The organism is Caulobacter sp. GW821-FHT10E02 (assembly GCF_059415225.1).
The window spans coordinates 854,610-875,702 of the sequence record NZ_JBWKMV010000001.1; the positions used below are offsets into that span (position 1 = coordinate 854,610).

At 69.2% G+C, this 21,093-nt stretch carries 17 protein-coding genes; 14 read left to right on the forward strand and 3 right to left on the reverse strand.

Annotation, left to right across the window (positions count from 1 at the left end):
- Positions 1 to 55 precede the first annotated feature (55 nt).
- The 3 genes from AC07NI_RS03955 to AC07NI_RS03965 are packed head-to-tail and all read left to right on the forward strand — an operon-like array spanning position 56 to position 3,657.
- Positions 56 to 1,276 (forward strand): CDP-glycerol glycerophosphotransferase family protein, encoded by a 1,221-nt coding sequence (locus tag AC07NI_RS03955; protein ID WP_494616368.1) that lies wholly within the window; start codon positions 56 to 58, stop codon positions 1,274 to 1,276.
- A complete protein-coding gene (locus AC07NI_RS03960) occupies positions 1,269 to 2,426 on the forward strand; it encodes a glycosyltransferase family 4 protein (RefSeq protein ID WP_494616369.1) in 1,158 nt (385 codons plus the stop codon). The genes AC07NI_RS03955 and AC07NI_RS03960 overlap by 8 nt, the downstream gene beginning before the upstream one ends.
- Positions 2,427 to 2,442: 16 nt before the next feature.
- Complete coding sequence (locus AC07NI_RS03965; protein ID WP_494616370.1) at positions 2,443 to 3,657, forward strand: glycosyltransferase; 1,215 nt, start codon at positions 2,443 to 2,445, stop codon at positions 3,655 to 3,657.
- On the opposite strand, the gene AC07NI_RS03970 is transcribed toward AC07NI_RS03965, so the two are convergent.
- The gene (locus AC07NI_RS03970; protein ID WP_494616371.1) at positions 3,549 to 5,681 is read right to left on the reverse strand and encodes a TonB-dependent receptor domain-containing protein; all 2,133 of its coding nucleotides are present in this window, start codon (positions 5,679 to 5,681) and stop codon (positions 3,549 to 3,551) included. The two genes, AC07NI_RS03965 and AC07NI_RS03970, sit on opposite strands and share 109 nt — an antisense overlap.
- Positions 5,682 to 5,885: 204 nt before the next feature.
- Between AC07NI_RS03970 and AC07NI_RS03975 the strand changes: the two genes are divergently transcribed.
- The 8 genes from AC07NI_RS03975 to AC07NI_RS04010 all read left to right on the forward strand — a co-directional run bounded on the left by AC07NI_RS03975 (position 5,886) and on the right by AC07NI_RS04010 (position 14,890).
- Entirely contained in the window at positions 5,886 to 6,194 is a 309-nt protein-coding gene (locus AC07NI_RS03975; RefSeq protein ID WP_494616372.1) for a PepSY domain-containing protein, read from the forward strand.
- 26 nt (positions 6,195 to 6,220) lie between these two features.
- Positions 6,221 to 6,898, forward strand: coding sequence for a winged helix-turn-helix domain-containing protein (locus tag AC07NI_RS03980; protein WP_494616373.1), 678 nt, complete (start codon positions 6,221 to 6,223; stop codon positions 6,896 to 6,898).
- Entirely contained in the window at positions 6,899 to 8,218 is a 1,320-nt protein-coding gene (locus AC07NI_RS03985; protein ID WP_494616374.1) for a sensor histidine kinase, read from the forward strand. It begins immediately after the preceding gene.
- Between the two features lie 90 nt (positions 8,219 to 8,308).
- Positions 8,309 to 9,658 (forward strand): TolC family protein, encoded by a 1,350-nt coding sequence (locus tag AC07NI_RS03990; RefSeq protein WP_494616375.1) that lies wholly within the window; start codon positions 8,309 to 8,311, stop codon positions 9,656 to 9,658.
- Positions 9,655 to 10,554, forward strand: a complete 900-nt coding sequence (locus AC07NI_RS03995) for a hypothetical protein (protein ID WP_494616376.1) — start codon at positions 9,655 to 9,657, stop codon at positions 10,552 to 10,554. The genes AC07NI_RS03990 and AC07NI_RS03995 overlap by 4 nt, the downstream gene beginning before the upstream one ends.
- A 3-nt stretch (positions 10,555 to 10,557) precedes the next feature.
- Positions 10,558 to 13,644, forward strand: a complete 3,087-nt coding sequence (locus AC07NI_RS04000) for an efflux RND transporter permease subunit (protein WP_494616377.1) — start codon at positions 10,558 to 10,560, stop codon at positions 13,642 to 13,644.
- Positions 13,641 to 14,228, forward strand: a complete 588-nt coding sequence (locus AC07NI_RS04005; protein ID WP_494616378.1) for a cation efflux transmembrane domain-containing protein — start codon at positions 13,641 to 13,643, stop codon at positions 14,226 to 14,228. The genes AC07NI_RS04000 and AC07NI_RS04005 overlap by 4 nt, the downstream gene beginning before the upstream one ends.
- Positions 14,229 to 14,335: 107 nt before the next feature.
- Entirely contained in the window at positions 14,336 to 14,890 is a 555-nt protein-coding gene (locus tag AC07NI_RS04010; protein ID WP_494616379.1) for a hypothetical protein, read from the forward strand.
- On the opposite strand, the gene AC07NI_RS04015 is transcribed toward AC07NI_RS04010, so the two are convergent.
- Complete coding sequence (locus tag AC07NI_RS04015) at positions 14,887 to 15,270, reverse strand: winged helix-turn-helix domain-containing protein (protein ID WP_494616380.1); 384 nt, start codon at positions 15,268 to 15,270, stop codon at positions 14,887 to 14,889. The genes AC07NI_RS04010 and AC07NI_RS04015 overlap by 4 nt on opposite strands.
- A gap of 162 nt (positions 15,271 to 15,432) precedes the next feature.
- Between AC07NI_RS04015 and AC07NI_RS04020 the strand changes: the two genes are divergently transcribed.
- A complete protein-coding gene (locus AC07NI_RS04020; RefSeq protein WP_494616381.1) occupies positions 15,433 to 16,662 on the forward strand; it encodes a PQQ-dependent sugar dehydrogenase in 1,230 nt (409 codons plus the stop codon).
- 35 nt (positions 16,663 to 16,697) lie between these two features.
- On the opposite strand, the gene AC07NI_RS04025 is transcribed toward AC07NI_RS04020, so the two are convergent.
- Complete coding sequence (locus tag AC07NI_RS04025; RefSeq protein ID WP_494616382.1) at positions 16,698 to 17,489, reverse strand: phosphatase PAP2 family protein; 792 nt, start codon at positions 17,487 to 17,489, stop codon at positions 16,698 to 16,700.
- A gap of 418 nt (positions 17,490 to 17,907) precedes the next feature.
- Here AC07NI_RS04025 and AC07NI_RS04030 point away from each other — a divergent pair, with 418 nt between their 5' ends.
- Positions 17,908 to 20,346 carry a TonB-dependent receptor gene (locus AC07NI_RS04030; protein WP_494616383.1) on the forward strand — a complete coding sequence of 813 codons (2,439 nt, stop codon included), beginning with the start codon at positions 17,908 to 17,910 and terminating at the stop codon, positions 20,344 to 20,346.
- A gap of 26 nt (positions 20,347 to 20,372) precedes the next feature.
- Positions 20,373 to 21,092, forward strand: a complete 720-nt coding sequence (locus AC07NI_RS04035) for an acid phosphatase (protein ID WP_494616384.1) — start codon at positions 20,373 to 20,375, stop codon at positions 21,090 to 21,092.
- Position 21,093: the final 1 nt, after the last annotated feature.

Consider the following 21,093-nt stretch of genomic DNA (forward strand, 5'->3'; position numbering starts at 1 on the left):
GAGCCCTCGCCGATAAATCGGTGAGAGGGTTCGTGACCCACGGCGTCGCTTGGGCATGCGCATCGGGTTCCTCTTCAATCACGACCAGGTCCACCAGGTGGCCCACAGCCTGCCCATCGCCCTGGCGTTGGCGCGGGCGGACCTGGGTCTGGAGATCGTAGTGGCGACCACCAACCGGAGGATGACCGCCGAGGTGATCCGCCTGGGCGAAGGCTTGGTCGGCCACGGCGTCGATCTTGTCGAACTGGGCCTCAAGCGACGGACCTCGCAGGTCCTGGCCGCCACCGCCGAGGCGGTTCTGCCGGCGACCAAGCTGCTGGTCTATGGCGACAATCTCGACTTCTTCCGATCGCTGGACATCCTGGTCGTGGCCGAGAAGACCTCGCTGATCCTCAAGACCCGCTACGGCCTCGACCACCTGAAGATCATCCATACCCGGCACGGCGCGGGCGATCGGGCCATCGGCTTCGACAAGGCCAGCGCGGGCTTCGACCACGTGCTGGTCTCCGGTCGCAAGATCCGTGACCGTTTGGTCAGTGAGACGGGCGTCGATCCGAGGAAGATTTCGGTCGTCGGCTATCCGAAGTTCGACCTCCTGCCTCGGGGGCGGACCACCCATCCGTTGATCGACGACGGTCGGCCGGTGGTGCTTTACAACCCGCACGTCTCGCCGCATCTGTCGTCCTGGTACGAGGCCGGCCGCCAGGTACTGGACTGGTTCGTCGAGCACGACGACCACCACCTGATCTTCGCGCCACACGTCATGCTGTTCGAGCGGCCGTTCGTGGTCACCATCGACAAGCTGCGGCTGGACCGGGCCGGGCGGATCGAGGAGCGCTACCTGCGCGCGCCCAACATCCATATCGACCTGGGCAGCCGCGCCTCGACCACCATGGCCTACACCCAGCGGGCCGACATCTATCTCGGCGACGTCTCCAGCCAGGTCTACGAGTTCCTGCTGAAGCCCCGGCCTTGCGTCTTCCTCAACACCCATCGCCACGCCTGGCGGGACGATCCCAACTTCGGCCACTGGCGGGCAGGGTCTGTGATCGAAACGCCCGACCAACTGGGCGCGGCCCTGGCTTCGGCTCGGGCCGAGCACGAGACGCGCTGGCGTCCGGCGCAACAGGCGATGTTCGCCGAAAGCTTCGACCTGACCGAGGAGCCCTCGGCCGTCCGCGCCGCGCGGGCGGTGGCGCGCTTCGCCGGTCTGGACTGGTCGATGGCGGCGCTTCCTGAGCCAGAGTTGGCCGAGCCGGAGCGGGCCCATGGCTGAGCTGCGCATCGCCTATGTGATCAATTCGGTCGAAGGGGGCGGCGCGGCCCTGCCGGTCCCGGCCGTGGCGCGGGCGCTGATCGCCCAGGGCGCGCGCCTGGAGGTCTTCGCCCTGACCCGACGCGATGGCCGCGCGGTGCAGGCGATGGAGACGGCCGGCCTGACCGTCCACGTCCGGCCGGGCGGCGAGAAGGACCACCGCAAGGCCCTGGTCTGGCTGGACGCCCAACTGCGTGACTGGCGGCCTGACGTGATCTGGACCTCGCTGACCCGCGCGACGTTGCTGGGCCAGATCGTCGGCAAGCGCCTGGCCGTGCCGGTGGTCAGCTGGCAGCATGCCGCGAAGCTGAAGCTGGCGAACCTGTTGCTGCTGCATCTGCGTCAGGCTCGTTCGCGGCTATGGGTCGGTGACTCCCACAGCGTCACCGACCTGACCGCCGAGCGGCTCGAGGTTGCGCCCGAGCGACTGGTCGCCTGGCCGCTGTTCGCTGCAAATCCTGACATGTATCGGGCGTATCCTTGGCGTCCGGGGCAGACCCTGGAGCTGGGGTCACTGGGGCGACTGCATCCTGTGAAGGGCTACGACATCCTGATCGAGGCGCTGCTGCGACTGCAGACGCAGGGCTGCTGCCTGCCGGCCGCGATCCGGGTGCGGATCGCCGGCGAGGGCAGGGCGCGCGCCGCCCTGGAAGAGCGCGTCGAACGCCATGGCCTGAGCTTCATCGAATTCACCGGCTTCAACGATCGCCCACTGGAGTTCCTGGCCGACCTGCATCTCTATCTGCAGCCGTCGCGGTCCGAAGGCCTGTGCATCGCCGCCCACGAGGCCATGCAGGCGGGACTGCCGGTCATCGCCTCCAGCGTCGGCGAGCTGCCCTACAGCATCGAGAACGGCGTGACGGGCCTGACCGTGCCGCCCGGCGATCCCTGGGCGCTGGCCGAGGCGTTGGGCCGTCTGCTGTCACGTCCCGAGCGTCTGGCGCAGATGGGCGAGGCGGCGCGGGCGCGGGTGCTGGAGCGCTTCGGCCAGGAGAGCTTCGACCGCACCGGCGCGGCGATCTATCGGCGGCTGCCGGGCTTCATCGCCGAGACGGCCGGGGCCTCCGCGCCGAAGCGGTCGGCGGGCCTGAGCCAGTCGGCTTGGCGCTGACCGACTTGGAGATCCTGTGCGCGTCCTGACCTTCCTGCACAGTTTCGAGCCCGGCGGCGTCGAGCGCATCGCCTTGCGGCTGGTGCGGCAGTGGCGCGCTCTGTGCGTCGACGCGCCTCTGTTCCTGGGGAGGACCGAAGGCGACATGCGCGAGGATGTCGGCGCGGACCTGGATTTCATTCTGCCGCCCAAGGCTGGTTCGCGCATGGCGAAGATCGAGATGCTCTGGATGATCTGGGTGCTGCCCAAGGTCGTGCGGCGTGTTCGTCCCGACGTCCTGTTCTGCGCCGGCAACACCTATGCCGTCGTGGCGGTGGCGCTCAAGGTCTGGCTCGGGCGCGATTGCCCGCCCGTTCTGGTGAAGGTCAGCAACGACCTGGATCGTCACGACAAACCAGCGTGGTTCCGATTCTTCTATCGCCTGTGGCTCAAGGTCCAGGGACGTCTTCTCGATCATTTCATCGGCATGGAGACGCCGATGGCCGATGAGATCCGCGAAGGCCTCGACGTCTCGGCGGAGCGGATCACAATCATCCCCGATCCGGCCTTGTCCAGGCCGCTGATCGAAAGGCTGCGGGCCGGCCGAGGCGGCTGTCGGGGTGACTCCGCCGGCCGGCGCTTCGTATGTGTGGGCCGGCTCACGCCGCAGAAGAATATCGCCTTGATGCTGCGGGCGTTCGGATGCGGCGCGCGGGAAGGCGACACGCTGACGGTGTTTGGCGACGGGCCCGAGCGCGCGAAGCTCGAGGCCCTTGCGCGGGAACTCGGTCTTGAAGGTCAGGTGATGTTCCGGGGCTATGTGCCGGAGCCTGCAAGCCTTTTGCCTTCGTTCGACGTCCTGCTGCTGTCCTCGAACTATGAGGGCGTGCCCGCTGTCATTCTCGAAGCGTTGGCCGCCGGACTGCCCATCGTCGCCACCGACTGCAGCCGCAGCATGCCGACCCTGCTCGGCCACGGCGCGATGGGCCAGCTTGTCCCGGTCGGCGACGAGAAGGCGCTGGCTGAAGCGATCGCCAAGGCCCGCCCGTCTTCCCAGGACGAGGACCTAAGCCTCGCGCAAGCTCGGCGCTTCACGATCGAGGACGCCTCCGAAGCCTATCTTCGGGTCATGTCGGGGCTTCGTCAGGGCGCGCCATATTCGAAACCGGGGTCCTTGGCCTTGCCGCCGGCTCCGAACTTCCAAGACAGGCTGACGAACGCCGTGCGGCCCAGCTGGCGGCGCTCGAACTGATCGCTCAGGGCCGGGGTGTCGATCACCGTGCGGTCGCGCTGCTTGTCGAACAGGTCCGACACCGTGAGCACGGCCGACAGGTCGCTGGTCAGCTTGCGCCGGTAGCCCAGGTTGACGCTGCTGCTGGGCAGGCGATGGCCCTGGGCGGTCAGGCGCTTGCCGCTGTAGCTGGCGCTGACCTGGACGAAGTCCTTAGGCGTCAGGGCGTAGTCGACGCTGGCCTTGCCGGTATAGCCGACCGCCGAGCGCTTGCCCGCGAAGCCTAGATTGGCCGCGTCGATCTGATTGTAGAAGACGTTGCTGCTGAGGTTGTAGCTGAGCGCGCCGGCGACCTTGCCGCTGGCCGACAGCTCAACGCCGCCGGAGGTGCTCTTGCCCAGGTTCTCCTTGGTGGTCAGCAGCACGGTCGGGCTGATGTAGCGGCTGACCTCGGTCATGCCGTTCAGGCTGCGGCGGGCATAGGCCGTGGCCGCCAGGGTCGCGCCGTGCGTCCGGGTCTCGTAGCCGATCTCCAGCGCATGGGTCTCCTGCGGCATCAGGTTGGGATTGCCGGCCCGAGCGCTGAAGGCGTCGATGACCACGAAATAGGGGTTGAGGTCCTCAGGCTCGGGACGCGCCACCCGCTTGCTGTAGCTGAGGCGCAGCTTGCGATCCTCGCCCATGTCCCGCTCCAGATGCAGGGTCGGATAGGCGCGGAAGTAGTCGCTGCTGTTCTTCAGGGCGCTCGTCACCTGGTTGGTGTCGATCAGCGTCTCCTCCAGCCGCAGGCCCGCCAGCAGGGTCCAGTCGCCGAGCGGCCGCTCGTAGGTCCCGTAGAGGGCGTGCACCGTGCGCTTGTAGAGGAAGCGGTTGGTCTGGGAGGGATCGACCACGTGCAGGTCGCCGACGATCGTCCCGCCGTAGTTGTCGTAGTCGTCATCGTCGCGCTGCAGGTCGTAGCCGAGCTTCAGCTTGGCCTTGCCGGGCAGGGCGCCGGAATATTCCGCGCTGAGCTCATTGGTGATCTCGTCGGCGCGAGGGATCAGCTCCTCGCGAAGGTCCGACCCCGCCGGAACGCGGAAGCGGCTGACATAGGTCCGGCGGCGATCCTCCTTGGTCTCGCCCCGCTGCAGGTCGAGCGTGAACTCGCCGTCACCCGTCAGCGCGCGGCGATAGCCGGCCGAGATCTGGGTGCTGGTCTCGTGGCCGCGCCCGGTGCCCAGCCGATCGTAATCCTTCAGCACCGCGCCGCCGGGATCGGCCGCCCGGTTGCGCTCGCCGATGGTCAGGGTCTCGGCGCGGCGGTTGTAGCTGACGGCGCCGTTGATCCGGCTCTTGGCGTCCAGATCGTAGTCGAAGCCGACGGTGGCGATCTTGGAGTCCCGCTGCTGGGTGCTGACCACGGTCTGGTCGCTGACGGCCACCCCGCCGGCGACGGCGTCGCGGCGCAGGCGGTGGTCGGTGGTCGTGCGCTTGCGGGTCTCATGGCGCAGCGAGGCCGAGCCGAACAGGTTCAGGGCTCCGGACTTGTAGGCCGCCGTGGTGCCCAGATTGTAGCGACCTTCCGTCCCGAGACTGGCCTGGGCCGTGCCCGAGCGGCCGGCGCGGCGGTTCTTCTTGGTGACGATGTTGATGATTCCAGAGGAGCCGTCCGGCTTGAACTGGGCCGACGGGTTGGTGATCACCTCGATCGACTCGATGGAATCGGCCGGCATCTGCTGCAGAATCGCCCCGCGATTGGCCGCCGACATCATGGTCGAGGGCTTGCCGTCGATCAGCACCTGGACATTGCTGTCGCCGCGTAGGGAGAGGTTGCCCAGCACATCGACCTCGACCGACGGCAGGTTGCGCAGCACGTCGCCCACCGAGCCGGCCGTGGCTTGCAGATCATGCGCCACCGAATAGGTCCGCCGGTCGATGGAAGTCGCCTCGGCCGGCTTTTGGGCGGTGATCACCACGCCCTCGACCGCCGGGGCCTGCTGAGCCTGGGCCATCGCGCCGGAGGCGCAGCTGGCCGCCAGGGCCGCCATCAAGGTCTTGCGCATGCCATGTCCCGCCCAGCCCAACTGCGGCGGGTATCGGCGGTGGCGTCTTCCCGGCCCATGGCGGCCAGATTGATAATTCCCAATCTCGCCGCCGGGCGATTGGGAATCGGTAATGTCGCGGCCATCGTGGGCGAAGACGGGCCGGCGCATCGTGGGCGTCAGTCGGGATCCTCCAAGGATCCCCTTGGAAAAGGGAAGTCGCCCATGAAGAAGCTGATCATCGCCGCGGCCCTGATCGCCGCCGCCACGCCGGTCCTGGCCCAGACGGCCAAGACCTTCACCGGCCACGAGCTGGCCAAGTCCGCCAAGGTCTCGATGCACGACGCCGAAGCCATTGCCCTGAAGGCCCGTCCGGGCGTGATCAAGGATCGCGAACTGGAAAAGGAGAAGGGCGGCAGCGGCCTGCGCTATACGTTCGATCTCGTCGGCAAGGACGGCAAGAAATACGAGGTCGGTGTCGACGCCGCCGATGGCAAGGTCCTTGAGAACGGCCTCGACAACGACAAGGACTAGACGGTCCCGCGGAGCACGATGACGGCATGAAGATACTGCTGGTCGAGGATGACAAGGAAGCGGCGGCCTATCTGCGGCGCGCCTTGTCGGAAGCCGGGCACACCATGGACCACGCGGCCAACGGCCGTGAGGGCCTGATGCTGGCCGTCGGCGAACCCTATGACGTCATCGTGCTCGATCGCATGCTGCCCCAGCTGGACGGCCTGGGCATCCTGCGCACCATCCGCTCGGCCGGGGTCAAGACGCCCGTGCTGCTGCTGACGGCGCTGGGCGGCATCGACGATCGTGTGGAAGGCCTGGAGGCGGGCGGCGACGACTATCTGGTCAAGCCGTTCGCCTTCGCCGAATTCCTGGCCCGGGTGAACGCCCTGGCCCGCCGCCCGCCGCCGCAGGAGATGATTTCGGCGCTGCAGGTGGCCGACCTGCGCATGGACCTGCTCCGACGCTCGGTCACTCGGGCGGGTCAGCGCATCGACCTGCAGCCGCGCGAGTTCCAGCTGCTGGAATATCTGATGCGCAACGCCGGGCGCGTGGTCACCCGCACCATGCTGTTGGAGAGCATCTGGGAGTTCCACTTCGACCCCAAGACCAACATCGTCGAAACTCACATGAGCCGGCTGCGCGGCAAGGTCGATCGCGGCCATGCCGTGGAGCTGATCCACACGGTGCGCGGCGCCGGCTACTGCCTGCGTGAGCCCGACTAGGTGCTGCGCTCGACCAGCCTGCGCCTGGCGGTCCTCTACACCCTGGGCTTCGCGCTTTCGGTGGTGCTGCTGGGCGCGCTGACGCTCTACAGCACCCGCGCGGCGCTGTCGGAGCAGTTCGACGCCCGCATCCGGTCGGAGTCCGCCGCCCTGACCCAGGAGTTCGCCACCGAAGGCCTCGACGGCGTCGTCCAGGCGGTGCGTGAGCGGGACCGCACGCCGGGCGCGCTCGACTACGGCCTGATCGGTCCGGACGGCCGCTCGCTGGCCGGTCGCTTCTCGAAGGTCTCGAACCAGGCCGGCTGGTCGATGATCCGCGCGCGTCAGCGCGACGACGAAGACGAGCCGATGCGGGTGCTGACCACCAATCTTCCGGGTGGCTACCAGCTGCTGGTGGGCGACGACGAGGAACGCATTGAGGCGCTGGACACCGTCGTCCTGCGCGGCTTCGCGGGGGCCTTGGCCGGGGTCATGATCCTCGGCGTCGCCGGGGGCTTCGCCTTCAGCCGCGACGTTCACCGCCGGCTCTCGGCCATCTCTGGCACGGCCGAGGCGATCATCGACGGGGACCTGAACCGGCGCGTGCCGGCGCGCGGCTCCACCGACGACATCGACCGGCTGGCCCACACCTTCAATCGCATGCTGGACCGGATCGGCGCGCTGATGGAGAGCCTGCGGCAGGTCTCCAACGACGTGGCTCACGATCTGCGGACGCCCCTGACCAGGCTGCGCCAGCGCCTGGAGGCGGCCCAGGCCGCGCCCGCCGAGCAGGGCGAGGCCATCGACGGGGCGCTGCGCGATCTCGACTCCATCCTGGAAACCTTCGCGGCCCTGCTGCGCATCGCCCAGATCGAGGGCGGCGCGCGGCGGGCGGGGTTCCGGCAGGTGCGGTTGCGCGAACTGGCCGCCACGGTTGTCGACGCCTTCGCGCCCTCGGCCGAGGAGGCGGGCCAGTCCCTGTCGCTTGAGCCCGGTGAGGATCCGGTCATCGAAGGCGACGCCGAACTACTGACCCAGATGCTGGTCAATCTGGTCGAGAACGCGCTGCGCCATACGGGCGAGGGGGCGAAGGTCCGCGTCGGGATCGGCCTGATCGACCGCGCGCCCGTGCTGTGGGTCGTCGACAACGGTCCCGGCGTCCCGACCGGCGAGCACGCGCGGCTGTTCGACCGCTTCTACCGCCTCGAGCGCAGCCGATCGGACCCCGGCAACGGCCTGGGTCTGGCCCTGGTCGCCGCCGTCGCCAAGCTGCACGAGGCGGCGGTGCGGCTCAGCGACGCCGAGCCGGGCCTGCGGGCCGAGGTGGTCTTCCCGCGCTGAGGTGTCGCGGCAAGATTGGGAATTCGCAATCTTGCAGCCATGGGGCCGTCAAGCGTCACGGTCTAAGCCGAAAGGATCGAGGAGATCCGGATGAGCACCTCTCTAAAGCCGCTCGCCATGGCCATGGTCGGTCTGAGCCTGTCGGCCTGCGTGGCATACGCGCCGGCGCCCGTGCGGCTGGAGGCCTATCCGGATCATCGCGCGGCGGCGCGGCTGTCCGCGCCGGCGGATAGCCATGCCTGGACCGGGGCCGAGCTGCTGGCCGAGGCGCTGCGCAACAATCCGTCCGTCGCCGAGGCGGCGGCCAAGTACCGGACGGCCCGCGCGGCGGCCAAGGTCTCGCACGTGCCGCCGCCGGCCAGCCTGACCCTGACGGCCGAGTTCGCCAAGTCCGAGCCCAAGCAGTGGCTATATGGCGCCGTTTCCGACATCCCGCTGGACATCGGCGGCCGCCGCAAGGAGCGGATCGGCGCCGCCGATCTGGCCGCGCTGCAAGCGCTCTACGACTATGGCGAGGCGGTCTGGACCGTCCGCACGGCGCTGGCTAAGGCGCGGACCGAGCGGGTGTTCGCCGACGAGGAGATCGCCCAGGCCCGCGAGGTCGAGGCCGTGCGCCGAGCCCGAGCCGATCGCCTGGACCAGCGCGTCGCCGCCGGCGAGGACGATCGCAGCCTGGCCCTGACCGCCCGGGGGGAACTGGAGACGGCTCGCCGCCGGGTGACCGACGCCGTGGGCCGCCGCGCCGCCGCAGACGCGGCTTTGGCGGGCGCGTTGGGTCTGTCGGTCTCGGCCGCGCATGACCTGCGCCTGGCTCCGGTGGCGACGCCGGCCAACCTCGATGTCCCGGCTGCCGCGCGCACCGCCGCCCTGACACGGCGCGACGTCCTGCGAGCGGTGGTCGACTACGATCTGGCCGAAAGCGCCCTGCGACTAGAGATCGCCAAGCAGTATCCGGAAGTCCGCATAGGACCCGGCTACACCTATGATCACGGCGTCGCCAAGCTGCCGTTCAACTTGGCCCTGACCCTGCCGCCGCAGGACCTGAACCGCGCGGCCATCGCCCAGGCCGAGGCCAAGCGCACCGAGGCCGGACGCTCGCTGGAAGCTGTCCAGGCCTCCGTGTTGTCGGCTGTCGACGCCGCCGAGGCGGCCCTGACCTCAGCAGACGCCGCCACGACCCAGGTCCAGGCGCGCGACATCCCCAACGCCGACGCCTTGGCGGCGGCGACCGCCCGCAGCCTGAAGGCCGGCGCCGCCGATCGCGTCGACGACCTGGGCGCGCGGGCGCTGGCGCTGGAGGCGCGGCTCACCCTGCTCGACGCCCGCAAGGCCCAGGCCCTGGCCGGGGTCGATCTGGAGGACGCCCTGCGCGCGCCCTTCGATCCAGCCGAACTCACCCTGCTCGAAACCACGTCCCGCACCCTAGGAGACGGACAATGAAGTCTGGCGCGAAAACCAGCGCTTTGGCGGCCCTGATGGCGGTCGCCTTCGCCGGCCACGCCTTCGCGGGCGTCGAACTGGACGCGGCGACCCAGAAGCGTCTGGGCGTGGCCGTCGCCCCTCTGGCGGCCGCGCGCTACGCCGGCACGATCAACGGCTTCGCCCGCGTGCTGGACCCGGTGCCGTTGGCCACTCTGGACAGCGACCTGCTAGCCGCCCAGGCCGCCGCGCGCGCCTCGGCCGCCGAGGCCGCTCGGACCAAGGCGCTGGCAGCGGCTGACGCCACCATCTCCGTGAAGACCGCCCAGGCCGCCCAGGCGGTGGCCAGCGCGGACGCCGCCAAGCTGGCCCTGCTGCGCCGTCGCGTCGGGCTGGAATGGGGCTCGGCTTTCGTGGCGGACGGCCCGCGAGCCCGGTTGCTGGCCGATCTGGCGGCCGGTCGCGCGGCCTTGGTGCGGATCGACGCCCCGGCCGGCGCGGCCACTGCTCGCAGCGTCCAGCTGGAACTCAGCGGTGGTGAGCGTCCCGTCGTGACCTTGCTCGGCTCGGCGCGGACGGCCGACACGCGTCTACAATCGGGCGGCCTGATCGGCGTGGTGCGCGGCCCGGCCGCTAGCCGACTGGCGGCGGGCCTCACGGCGCCGGCCGTGCTGAGCGGGCCTGTCGGGACCACCGGTATCCTCGCCCCACGCTCGGCGGTGATGCGCGCTCAAGGCAAGGTCTTCATCTATGTCCGCCAGGACCCGACCCATTTTGAGCGCCGGGTTCTGAGCGGCGTCGTGCCCCAGGCCGACGGCCTGTTCGCCGCTGGCGGCGCGAGACCGGGCGAGCCGGTGGTGGTGTCCGGCGCGGCCGCGATCTTCGCGGCCGAGAACGCCCCCAAGGGCGGAGACTGATCCATGCTCAGCGCCATTGTCCGCTGGTGCCTGGAAAGGCCCCGCCTTGTCGCGCTCGGCGCGATCCTGCTGCTGATCTACGGCGGCGTCGTCCTGTCCCACGCCAAGTTCGACGTCTTCCCCGAGTTCGTCCCGGCCCAGGCCGAGATCTCGACCGAGGCGCCGGGCCTCACCGCCCAGCAGGTCGAGCAACTGGTCACCCGGCCGGTCGAGCAGGCCGTCAACGGCGCCTCGGGCGTCGAGACGGTGCGCTCGGAGTCCCAGCAGGGCCTGTCGTCGGTCAGCGTCGTTTTCAAGGAAGGCTCCGACCCCTACCGCGCCCGCCAGGTGGTGGCCGAGGCGCTGGGCGAGGTGGCCGGGACCCTGCCGGCGGGTGTCGCCCCGCCCAAGGTCGCGCCGCTGACCTCCTCGACCATGGACCTGCTGAAGATCGGCTTCACCTCCGAGCGCCTGTCGCCGATGGAGCTGCGCGATCTCGTCCAGTGGACCGTCCGTCCCCGCGTCCTGGCGGCCGCCGGCGTGGCGCGCGCCACCGTCTATGGCGGCGAGGTCCGCCGGTTCGAGGTCCGCGCCCGGCCTGACGACCTCGCGGCTCGCGATCTATCGCTCGCCGACCTCGTCACTGCGGTCAGAGCCGCGACCGGAGTCAGCGGCGGCGGCTTCATCGACACACCCGAGCAGCGGATCCTGATCGACGCGCGCGGCCAGGCGCTCACGCCCGCCGACATCGGCGCCGCACCGATCCCCAGCGCCGCCGGCGGAGCGCCGGTCCGTGTCGCGGACGTCGCCGATGTGGTCGACGCCCCCGCGCCGGACGTCGGCGAGGCCGTGATCATGGGCAAGCCCGGCGTGCTGATCAGCCTCTCCAGCCAGTACGGGGCCAACACCCTGGACGCGACCCATGCCGTCGAGGCGGCGATGGCGGAGCTGAAGCCCGCCCTCGACAGCCAGGGCGTCAAGGTGTTCGCCGACCTGCACCGACCGGCCAACTTCATCGCCGCCGCCCTGGGCGGCATCACCGAGGACCTGGTGATCGGCGCGGTGCTGATCGCGCTGGTCCTGCTGCTGTTCATGCGCAATCTGCGCGCCGTCCTGGTCTCGTTCATCTCGATCCCGCTGTCGCTGCTGACGGCGGTGATCGTGCTGGACGCCCTGGGCTGGACGATCAACACCATGACCCTGGGCGGCCTGGCCGTGGCGCTGGGCGTGGTGGTCGACGACGCGGTCATCGACGTCGAGAACATCGTCCGCCGCCTGCGTGAACGCGGCGACCGGCCGGCGGTCGAGGTCGTGCTCGGCGCTTCGCTCGAGGTGCGCGCGCCGGTGATCTACGCCACGGTCGTGGTCGCTCTGGTCCTGGCCCCGGTCCTGATGCTGGGCGGCCTGCAGGGCGCGTTCTTCTCGCCCCTGGCCGCTGCCTTCATCCTGGCGACGGCGGCGTCGCTGGCCGTGGCCGTGGTGGTGACCCCGCCGTTGGCTCTGCTGCTGCTGGGCAACGCCCACGTTCCCGAAGAGCCCCAGGCGCTGGAACGCGCCAAGGTCTGGCACGAGGGCGTCCTGCACCGCGCCAGCGGCCGTCCGGGCCTGGCCGTCATCGGCGTGATCGCTGCGGCCGCGCTGACCGGCGCCGGCTTCCTGCTGTTCAATTCCGAACTGCTGCCCAACTTCCGCGAGGGCCACTTCGTGCTCGGCGTCGCCGGTCCGCCTGGGACCTCGCTGGGCGTCATGCGCAAGTACGGGGAGGGGATCACCCACGACCTGCTGGCCGTCGACGGCATCCAGAGCGTCGAGCAGCAGATCGGCCGTGCTTCCGGTGGCGAGGACGCTTTTGGCACAGAACGCAGCGAGTTCCACGTCGAGCTGAAGCCCAAGCTCTCGGGCAAGGACCAGGATCGCATCCAGGAAGAGATCCACAAGGTCCTCGACAGTTATCCGGGCCTGGAGACCGAGGTGCTGACCTTCTTAGGGGACCGCATCGGCGAGTCCCTGTCGGGCGAAACCGCCTCCCTGGCCGTAGGCATCTATGGGGCCGATCTCGACACCCTCGACAAGACCGCCGCCGACATCGCCGCGGTGATGGAGAAGGTCCCGGGCGCGACCGACGTGAAGATCCAGATCCCGCCCAGCACGCCGGTCGTCCGCGTCGACCTGAACCTGCCGGCTCTGGCCCGCTACGGCCTGGCTCCGGCGGAGGTGTTGGATGCGATCCAGACGGCCTATCAGGGCGCGGTGGCGGCCCAAGTCTATCAGGAGAGCCGGGCGCTCGACATCGCCGTGACGACGCCGCCAGAGGTCCGTCAGGATCCCGAAGCGGTCGGCGACTTGCTGATCCGCGCCCAGGGCGGCCAGGTGGTGGCGCTGAAGGACATCGCCAAGGTTTACCTGACCGACGGCCGCACCAGCATCGCCCATGAGGGCGGCCGGCCGCGCCAGGTGGTGACCGCCAACCCCACGCCCAAGGACGCCCAGAAGGTGACCAAGGCCGTGCAGGACGCCATCGCCAAGTCGGTCAAGCTGCCGCCGGGCGTCTATCTCGACTACAACGGCACGGCCGAAGGCGCGGCGAGCGCCGGGCGGCAACTGCTGTTCAATGTCGCCATCGCCCTGATCGGCGTGATCGCGGTGTTGCTCATTACCTTCCGCAGCGGCCGCTCGGTGGGGCTGATCCTGGCCTCGGCGCCGTTCGCCCTGGTCGGCGGGGTCGTGGCCGTAGCCTTGACGGGCGCCAGCCTGTCGCTGGGCTCGCTGGTCGGCTTCGTCACCCTGTTCGGCGTGGCGGCGCGTAACGCCATCCTGTTGGTGTCGCATTTGGACCATCTGGTCCTAGTCGAAGGCGAGGCCTGGTCGCTAAGCGCCATCGCGCGAGCGACGCGGGAGCGGGTGACGCCGATCCTGATGACCGCCTTGGTGACGGCGCTGGGCGTGTTGCCGCTGGCCATCCAGACGGGGCAGGCGGGGCGCGAGATCCAGGGGCCGATGGCCATCGTCATCCTGGGCGGCCTGATCACCTCGACCATCGCCAGCCTCGTCGTTCTGCCCAGCCTGATTTGGCGCTTTGGACGGCCTCCGGTTATGGGCGCGCCAGCATGAAACCTGTAAGCACGCCGCTCGCCCGCGCTGTCCTGGCCGTCGCCCTGCTCAATCTCGCCTATTTTGGTGTGGAGTTCGCGGTCGCCGTCCGCATCGAGTCCGCCTCGCTGCTGGCGGACGCCGTGGACTTCCTTGAGGACGCGACCGTCAACCTGCTCATCCTGGTGGGGTTGGGCTGGTCCGCCGCGAACCGAGCCAGGCTTGGGCGATTGTTGGCGCTGCTGCTGCTCGCGCCCGCCCTGGCGTTCCTCTGGACCCTCTGGCGCAAGCTGCAGGCGCCGGTCGTTCCCGCGCCGGATCTGCTGTCGCTGACCGGGCTGGGCGCGCTTGTCGTCAACCTCGGCTGCGCCTTCCTGCTGGCGCGATACAGGGACCACGAAGGCAGCCTGACCAAGGCCGCCTTCCTGTCGGCGCGCAACGACGCCATCGCCAATGTCGGGATCATCCTGGCCGCCGGCGCCACCGTGGTGACGCGATCCATCTGGCCCGACGTGCTGGTCGGTTGCGCCATCGCCTGCATGAACATCGACGCCGCCCGCGAGGTCCTGGCGGCCGCCCGCGGAGAGGCCGACGCCGAAGCCTAGGCTTCCCGGCGCGGCCGCGAAATCGCACCGCCGACCGGCGTTTCGGGCTTGGCGCTATATCTCACCGTATATAGCGTGTGTCCGTGAACGACGAGCGGGAACGCGGCGTGAAGATCAGGATCGACATGACCGGGGAGCGGTACGGCCGTCTCTATGGCGTCGCCTTCGTCGAGACGCGGCGGGGGCACGCCCACTGGCTGTTCCAATGCGATTGCGGCCAGACCGCCGTGATCAGCGGCGCGCGGGTGCGCTCGGGCAAGACGTCCAGCTGCGGCTGCCTGCAGCGGGAGGTTTCGGCCGCGCGCCTGACCGTCCATGGTCATCGCGCCGGCAAGCGCCACGGCCCGACCTATCGCGCCTGGCAGCAGATCAACACCTATTGCGGCAATCCCGCCTCGGCGCGCTTCAAGGATTTCGGGGCCAAGGGCGTGGTGGTCAGCCCGGCCTGGGCAGAGGACTTCGAAGTCTTCCTGGCCGACATGGGCGAGCGGCCGTCCGGCGCGATCCTGGAGCGTCGCGACCAGACTGGTGACTTCACGCGGGGCAACTGCGTCTGGGTCGCCGCGCGCTCCCGGTCGGAGCGGGCCCTGGAGGGGCATCGCGGTCGGCGCGTTGTCGAGGCCGCGTGGTTCGAGGCGCAGCCCCTGCGGCGCGCCGGCTAGGCCCGCTCGACCGCCGGCGCCATGTCCTCGCGCAGCAGGGCGGTCAGGATCTCGAGGTCGTCGCCGGCCGCCGCCTTGGCCAGCTTGGCTTCCAGGCTGCGATAGGCGCGCAGGATCCGCTGGCCCTGGTCCGTCAGCTTGGCTCCGCCGCCCGCGCCGCCGCCAGGCTGGGTCTCGACCAGGCGCTCGCGCCAGCAGCGGTTCATCTCGTCGACGAGCACCCAGGCCCGGCGATAGCTCATGCCCAGGTCGCGGCCGGCTGCGGAGATCGAGCCGGCGCGATCGATGGCCTCCAGCAGATCGGCCTTGCCCGGACCCATGGCCGGCACGGCGTCGAGCAGGATTTGGGCCTTCAGCTTCAAGGGGCCGATGGTGGGCATGGAAGCATTCCGCGTGGAGCCGGCGACCATCCTTGATCCCGCGCGCCAGGTCGAGTCTTGCGCGACCACAACCGCTATATACTGTCGGGCGTGACGAGGCTCAGGCCTGCCAGGCTCGGGCAAGCGGATGACGCCGATACGATCATCCCAAGGGGTAGAGACATGAAGCTTGTGAAGATGGCCGTGCTGACGGCGTTGGCGTCAACGGCCTTGGCGTCCGCGGGGGCGCATGCCCAGACCAACCTGGGAAGCCAGAAGGCCGAGGCGAGCCTGCCGTTCGCGGTCACCCAGGTGGGGACCTTCGACAAGCCCTGGCGCATCGCCTTCCTGCCCGACGGCCGCATGCTGATCACCGAGAAGACCGGCGCCCTGTGGCTGGTCACCCAGAAGGGCGAGAAGACCAAGGTCGCCAATGTCCCGGCGGTGCTGTCCCAGGGGCAGGGCGGCCTGCTGGGCGTCTATCTCTCGCCGCACTACGCGACCGATCACAGCGTCTACCTGACCTATTCCGAGCCCGGCGATGGCGGCTCCAGCCTGGCCCTGGCCAAGGCGAAGCTGGGTCTGGGCAAGGACACGGTCAGCCTGGACGGCCTCAAGGTCATCTGGCGCGATGGCGCGCGCGGCAAGGGCGGCCAGTTCGGCGCTCAGATCGCCTTCTCGCCGGACGGCAAGTTCCTGTTCCTGACCGTGGGCGAGCGCCAGCGCATGACGCCGGCCCAGGACCCCAACTCGCCGCTGGGCAAGATCCTGCGCCTGACGCTCGACGGCAAACCGGCTCCCGGCAATCCGATGGCCGGCAAGACCGGCGCGGCCAGCATCCCGATCATCGATCCGCCGGCCGACACCGAGAAGGCCAAGACCGCCCCGGTGGTCAAGACCTACACGTTCCCCGGTCCGAACCTGACGCCTGCCGAGACCTGGAGCAGCGGCCACCGCACGCCATACGGCCTGGCCTTCGCGCCCGACGGCAAGCTGTGGGAGGTCGAGCACGGCCCCAAGGGCGGAGATGAGCTGAACCTGATCGAGCCGGGCAAGAACTACGGCTGGCCGCTGGTCTCCTATGCGGTGAACTACAACAACGTGCCGATCCCGAGCCCGGACACGCGTCCCGACCTGCAGAAGCCGGTCCTGTACTGGACGCCCGTGATCGCGCCGGGGAACCTGATCTTCTATAGCGGCAAGATGTTCCCGCAGTGGAGCGGCTCGGCCCTGATCGGCGGCATGGGCAGCAACTCGCTGAACCGCATCGTCGTCAAGGGCGCCAGCGCCACGGCGGCCGAGCGTTGGGATGTCGGCCACCGCATCCGCGACGTCGAGGTCGCCCCCGACGGCGCGCTGTGGATGCTGGAGGACGACAGCGCCGGCGGCCTGTTCCGCGTGACGCCGAAGTAGCGGCAAGTGGGCGTGGGGCGGCGATCCGCCCCACGCTACTGCGCTGACCGGCTCGGCCCGGATTGGAGATACGGCCCGTAGAGGCGCTGGGCCTTGCCGAAGGCGTGGGGACCCAGCACCACCGCCACGATCGTCACGGCGGCGATGAAGGCCGCGCCGTAACGCACGGGGCGTGTGTCCGGCGCGGGCGGCCTGGCGCCGGCGGCGAAGGCGATGGCCAGGCTCGCCAGCGCGCCGCCCAGCGCCATGCCGGCGACGACGTCCGAGGGCCAGTGCGCGCCGACATAGACCCGGGAGACGGCCGTCACGCCGATGGCGGCGGCGGCCAATAGCCAGGCCAGGACGCTCCAACGCGGCGCGAGGGCGCGAGACGCCATCCAGGCCAGGGTCAGGTAGAGGGCCGCGGCCGAGGTCGCATGGCCGCTCGGGAAGCTGTAGGCCGCCGCGCCGGAATAGAGCGCCGAAGGGCGCGCGACGTGGAAGGCGGTCTTGAAGGCGGGCGTGATCAGCGCCGAACCCACCATCGCCAGGACCAGGGCGAGCGCCCACCGCCAGCGTCGCCGCCACAGCAGGTAGAGTGTGGCCAGGACGGTGACTGCGGTGCGTTGGCTGCCGTCGCCCAGCGCGGAGGCCATCATCATGACGTTGTCGAGCCAGGGCGCGCGCAGGCCTTGGAGCTGGCTGGCGAGCGCCGCGTCGATCCGCACCACGGGCCGCTGGCCGATGACGTCGGCGCCCAGCTTCAGCACGAAGAGGACGAGCACGACGCTGACGCCGACCGCGATCAGCCGCCAGCGTTCAAGAGGGCGCGAGTTGGGTTGAGGCATCGGATCTTCCGCCCGCGGGCGAGTCCGCGAACGCGACAGGATGCCGTCCGCTACCTTGGCGGTGGATGGCTGGAACTATACAAAACCCCAAGGTTTCAAATAGACGTCGTGGCGCGCCCTCCCGAGCAATCGGAAGTCGAAACCGGTGATTTGCAGTCAGATGGGCCGATCAGGGTGCGGTTGTCCTGGTATTGAGTCAATCGGCGCCTTCATTGAGATATCTCAATCTTCGCGACCGGCGCGCGTGTCGTCTGAAATTCTGTTTTGGAACAACGGCATCTGGCGCTGATACGAAAGTGTAGTCGTTCAGACATCAAGTCTTCACACGCCAAGCCGTCCCCGGCCGACTAATCCGCCGCCGAACCCGACCGGAGCGCTCCCTTTCGCTTCGATCGTCAGTGAACGGGGGATAAAACCGATGACGAAGTTCTCGAAGGCGCGCCTGGAGGTCCTGGCCTCCGCATCGATGCTGGCCCTGGCGCTGTGCGCGGGCCTGGCCAGCGCGGCCCACGCGGCCGACGGCCCGGCGCCTGAGCAGGAAAAGGAAGTCGACGCGGTGGTCGTCACCGCGCTCAAGGGCCACGCGGCCAATGTCGCGCCAGTCTCGGCGTCGCTAACGGCGACCGAGCCGCAGGCGGTGATCACCCGCAAGTTCATCGAGGAGAGCGCGCCGCGCGTCGGCGACTACACCACCACGGCGATCCTCGCGCCCTCGATGGCCACCACGCCCAACTCCAACGGCTCGGGCGCGACCGACGGGGCCAAGATCACCCTGCGCGGCTTCCAGGACGGCGAGTTCAACGTCACCTATGACGGCATCGCCTGGGGCGACACCAACGGTCCGAGCCACCACTCGAACTCGTTCTTCCCATCCTCGACCATCGGCGGCGTGGTCATCGACCGCGGTCCGGGCGGCGCGACCGATCTGGGCCAGGCCAATTTCGGCGGCTCGGTGAACCTGTTCTCGCTGCCGTTCGAGGACAAGCTGTCGGCCCGCCAGACCGTGACGCTGGGCAGCTTCGGCACGCAGCAGGCCGTGACCACCCTGGCCACGGGTCCGATCGACCGCCTGCACGGGGTCAACGCCACCCTGAACTTCATGGAGTACAAGACCGACGGCTACCTGACCAACAGCGCCAGCGACGGCTACAACCAGTTCCTGAAGGTCGGCGTGCCGCTGGGCGAGAAGTGGAACCTGACGGCCCTCTACACCCACAACTACAACACCTACTATCAGGGCGACGCCAGCGCGAACGCCACGGTCGCCCAGACCGAGCTCTACGGGAAGCGGTTCGCGCTGAGCAACGACCCAACCCTGCAGACCTACAAGGGCTACAACTACACGAAGAAGGAAACCGAGTTCGGCTATGTCCGCCTGGAGGGCGAGCTGGCCGAGGGCCTGACTGTCCAGAATACGGCCTACGAGTACTGGTATTCGAACAAGACCCTGTCGGCCAACGACAACGGCGCGGACCTGTCGATCGGCGCGACGGCGTTGGCCGCCGCCAACAAGGTGATCCTGACCCCAGCCGCGGCCTATCCGGCCGGCGGCGCGGGCTACGCCTCGGGCCTGAAGGTCAACGGCCTGCCGGGCTACCTCAAGCGCAACAAGTACCGCGTGCGCGGCGATATCCTGAAGTTCACCAAGGACTTCGACGGCGTCGGCATGCTGACAGTCGGCACGGAGTACGAGCTGGCCAAGACCGGCCGTTCGCGCCTCGACATCGACCTGATCACCAAGGCGCCGGACTATCGCGAGAAGGCCGCCCTGGTCGCCGGCGACAGCGCCTGCGGCGATTGGGCCAAGCAGAGCGCGCCGGGCAAGACCTGGGACGGCGCCTGCCAGGTGCCGCTCAACATCGCCTACAACGAATATTCCGGCTGGCGCCAATACCAGCCCTTCGCCCAGTTCGAATGGAAGCCGAACGACCGGCTGACCGTGACGCCGGGCGTCAAGTACGTCCACTTCAAGCTCTATGTCCGCGCGCCCGCCGTGGCCGTGAAGGGCTCGATCCAGCCGGCGGACGTCTCGGGGACCTTCACCAAGACCCTGCCGTTCCTGACGGCCAACTACCGGGTGGCGTCGAACTGGGCCGTCTACGGACAATATGCCCAGGGCTTCCTGGTCCCCAGCATCAGCATCTTCTACGTCAACAATCCCGGCTCCAACAAAGTGGTGCCGCAGGAGTCGACCAACTACCAGATCGGCACCGTCTACAACGCCGGCAACCTGACCCTGGACGCCGACGCCTACTACATCGACTTCAAGCACAAGATCCAAACCCAGACCGAGCTGACCACCGGCGAGACCTTCCAGACCAACTTCGGCGGCGCGACCTATAAGGGCATCGAGCTGCAGGCGACCTATGTGCTGCCCTACGGCTTCAGCGTCTTCGCCAACGGCACGGTCAACCAAGCCACCGGCAAGGATGATCCGCTGAACCCCGGCTACAACGGTCACCAGCTGGCCAAGGTCCCGCGCGGCACGGCGGCGCTGGGCGTCCGGTCGGAACGTCACGACGTGCTGGCCCAGGGCGACAACCTGATCGTCACCCTGAACGACAAGCTGATCGGACCCCAGCTGGCCACCGCCGCCTCGGGGACCACGCCACCGACTGGTCTGGTGAAGTCGTTCAGCCAAGCCGATCTCTCGGCGACCTATCACCTGGGCCACTACAGCCTGCAGGCCCAGGTGCTGAACCTGTTCGACACCAACGACATCACCTCGTTCAAGGGCAAGGCCCTGATCGGCGCCACCAACCAGCCGGCCGAAACGGTCGCCCAGGGCGGGGCGGCCAACGTGTTCACCTACCAGGTGGGCCGCAGCTACCAGATCACCCTCAAGGCCGCGTTCTGACGCGCGCCCTGGACAAGGAATTTCCCATGCTCCGCCACCTCCTGATCAGCGCGGCGATCATCGCCGCGCCCCTGCCGGCGATCGCCCAGACCGCGCCGGCCAAGCCCGAGAAGGTCCTGCAGCTGCTGGTTCCGGCCGACGTCGATCCGGCTCGGCTGCTGCCGCCGCCGCCCGCCGAAGGCTCGGCCGCCGAGAGGGCCGACCTGGCCGAGATCCGCCGCATCATCGCCGAGGCCTCGCCCGAGCGCCGCGCCCAGGCCAAGTGGGACGACGACCACGAGGACCCCTCAATGTTCGTCCTGACCCTGGGCGAGCGCTTCGACATGGCCAAGCTCCCGGCCACCAACGCCGTCCTGAGCATCGTCAAGAACGACGCCTCGATCGCCGCCAGCGGCGCCAAGAAGCTCTTCCTGCGCAAGCGCCCCTGGGCCGTCGACGCCTCGATCAAGAGCTGCGATCCGGACGACAAGCCGCTGACCTCGTATCCCAGCGGCCATTCGACGCTCGGCTATTCGCTGGCCATGACCCTGGCGGTGCTGATCCCGGAAAAGGCCCAGGTGCTGATGACGCGCGGCCAGGACTACGCCTACAGCCGGGTCGTCTGCGGTTCGCACTATGTCACCGACACCCGCGCCAGCCAGGCCCTGGCGGCCGCCTTCGTCGCCACGCTGCTGAAGGACCCGACCTTCCAGGCCAAGCTCTCGGCGGCGCACGCCGAGCTGAAGGGCGCGGGCTTGGCCCAATAGC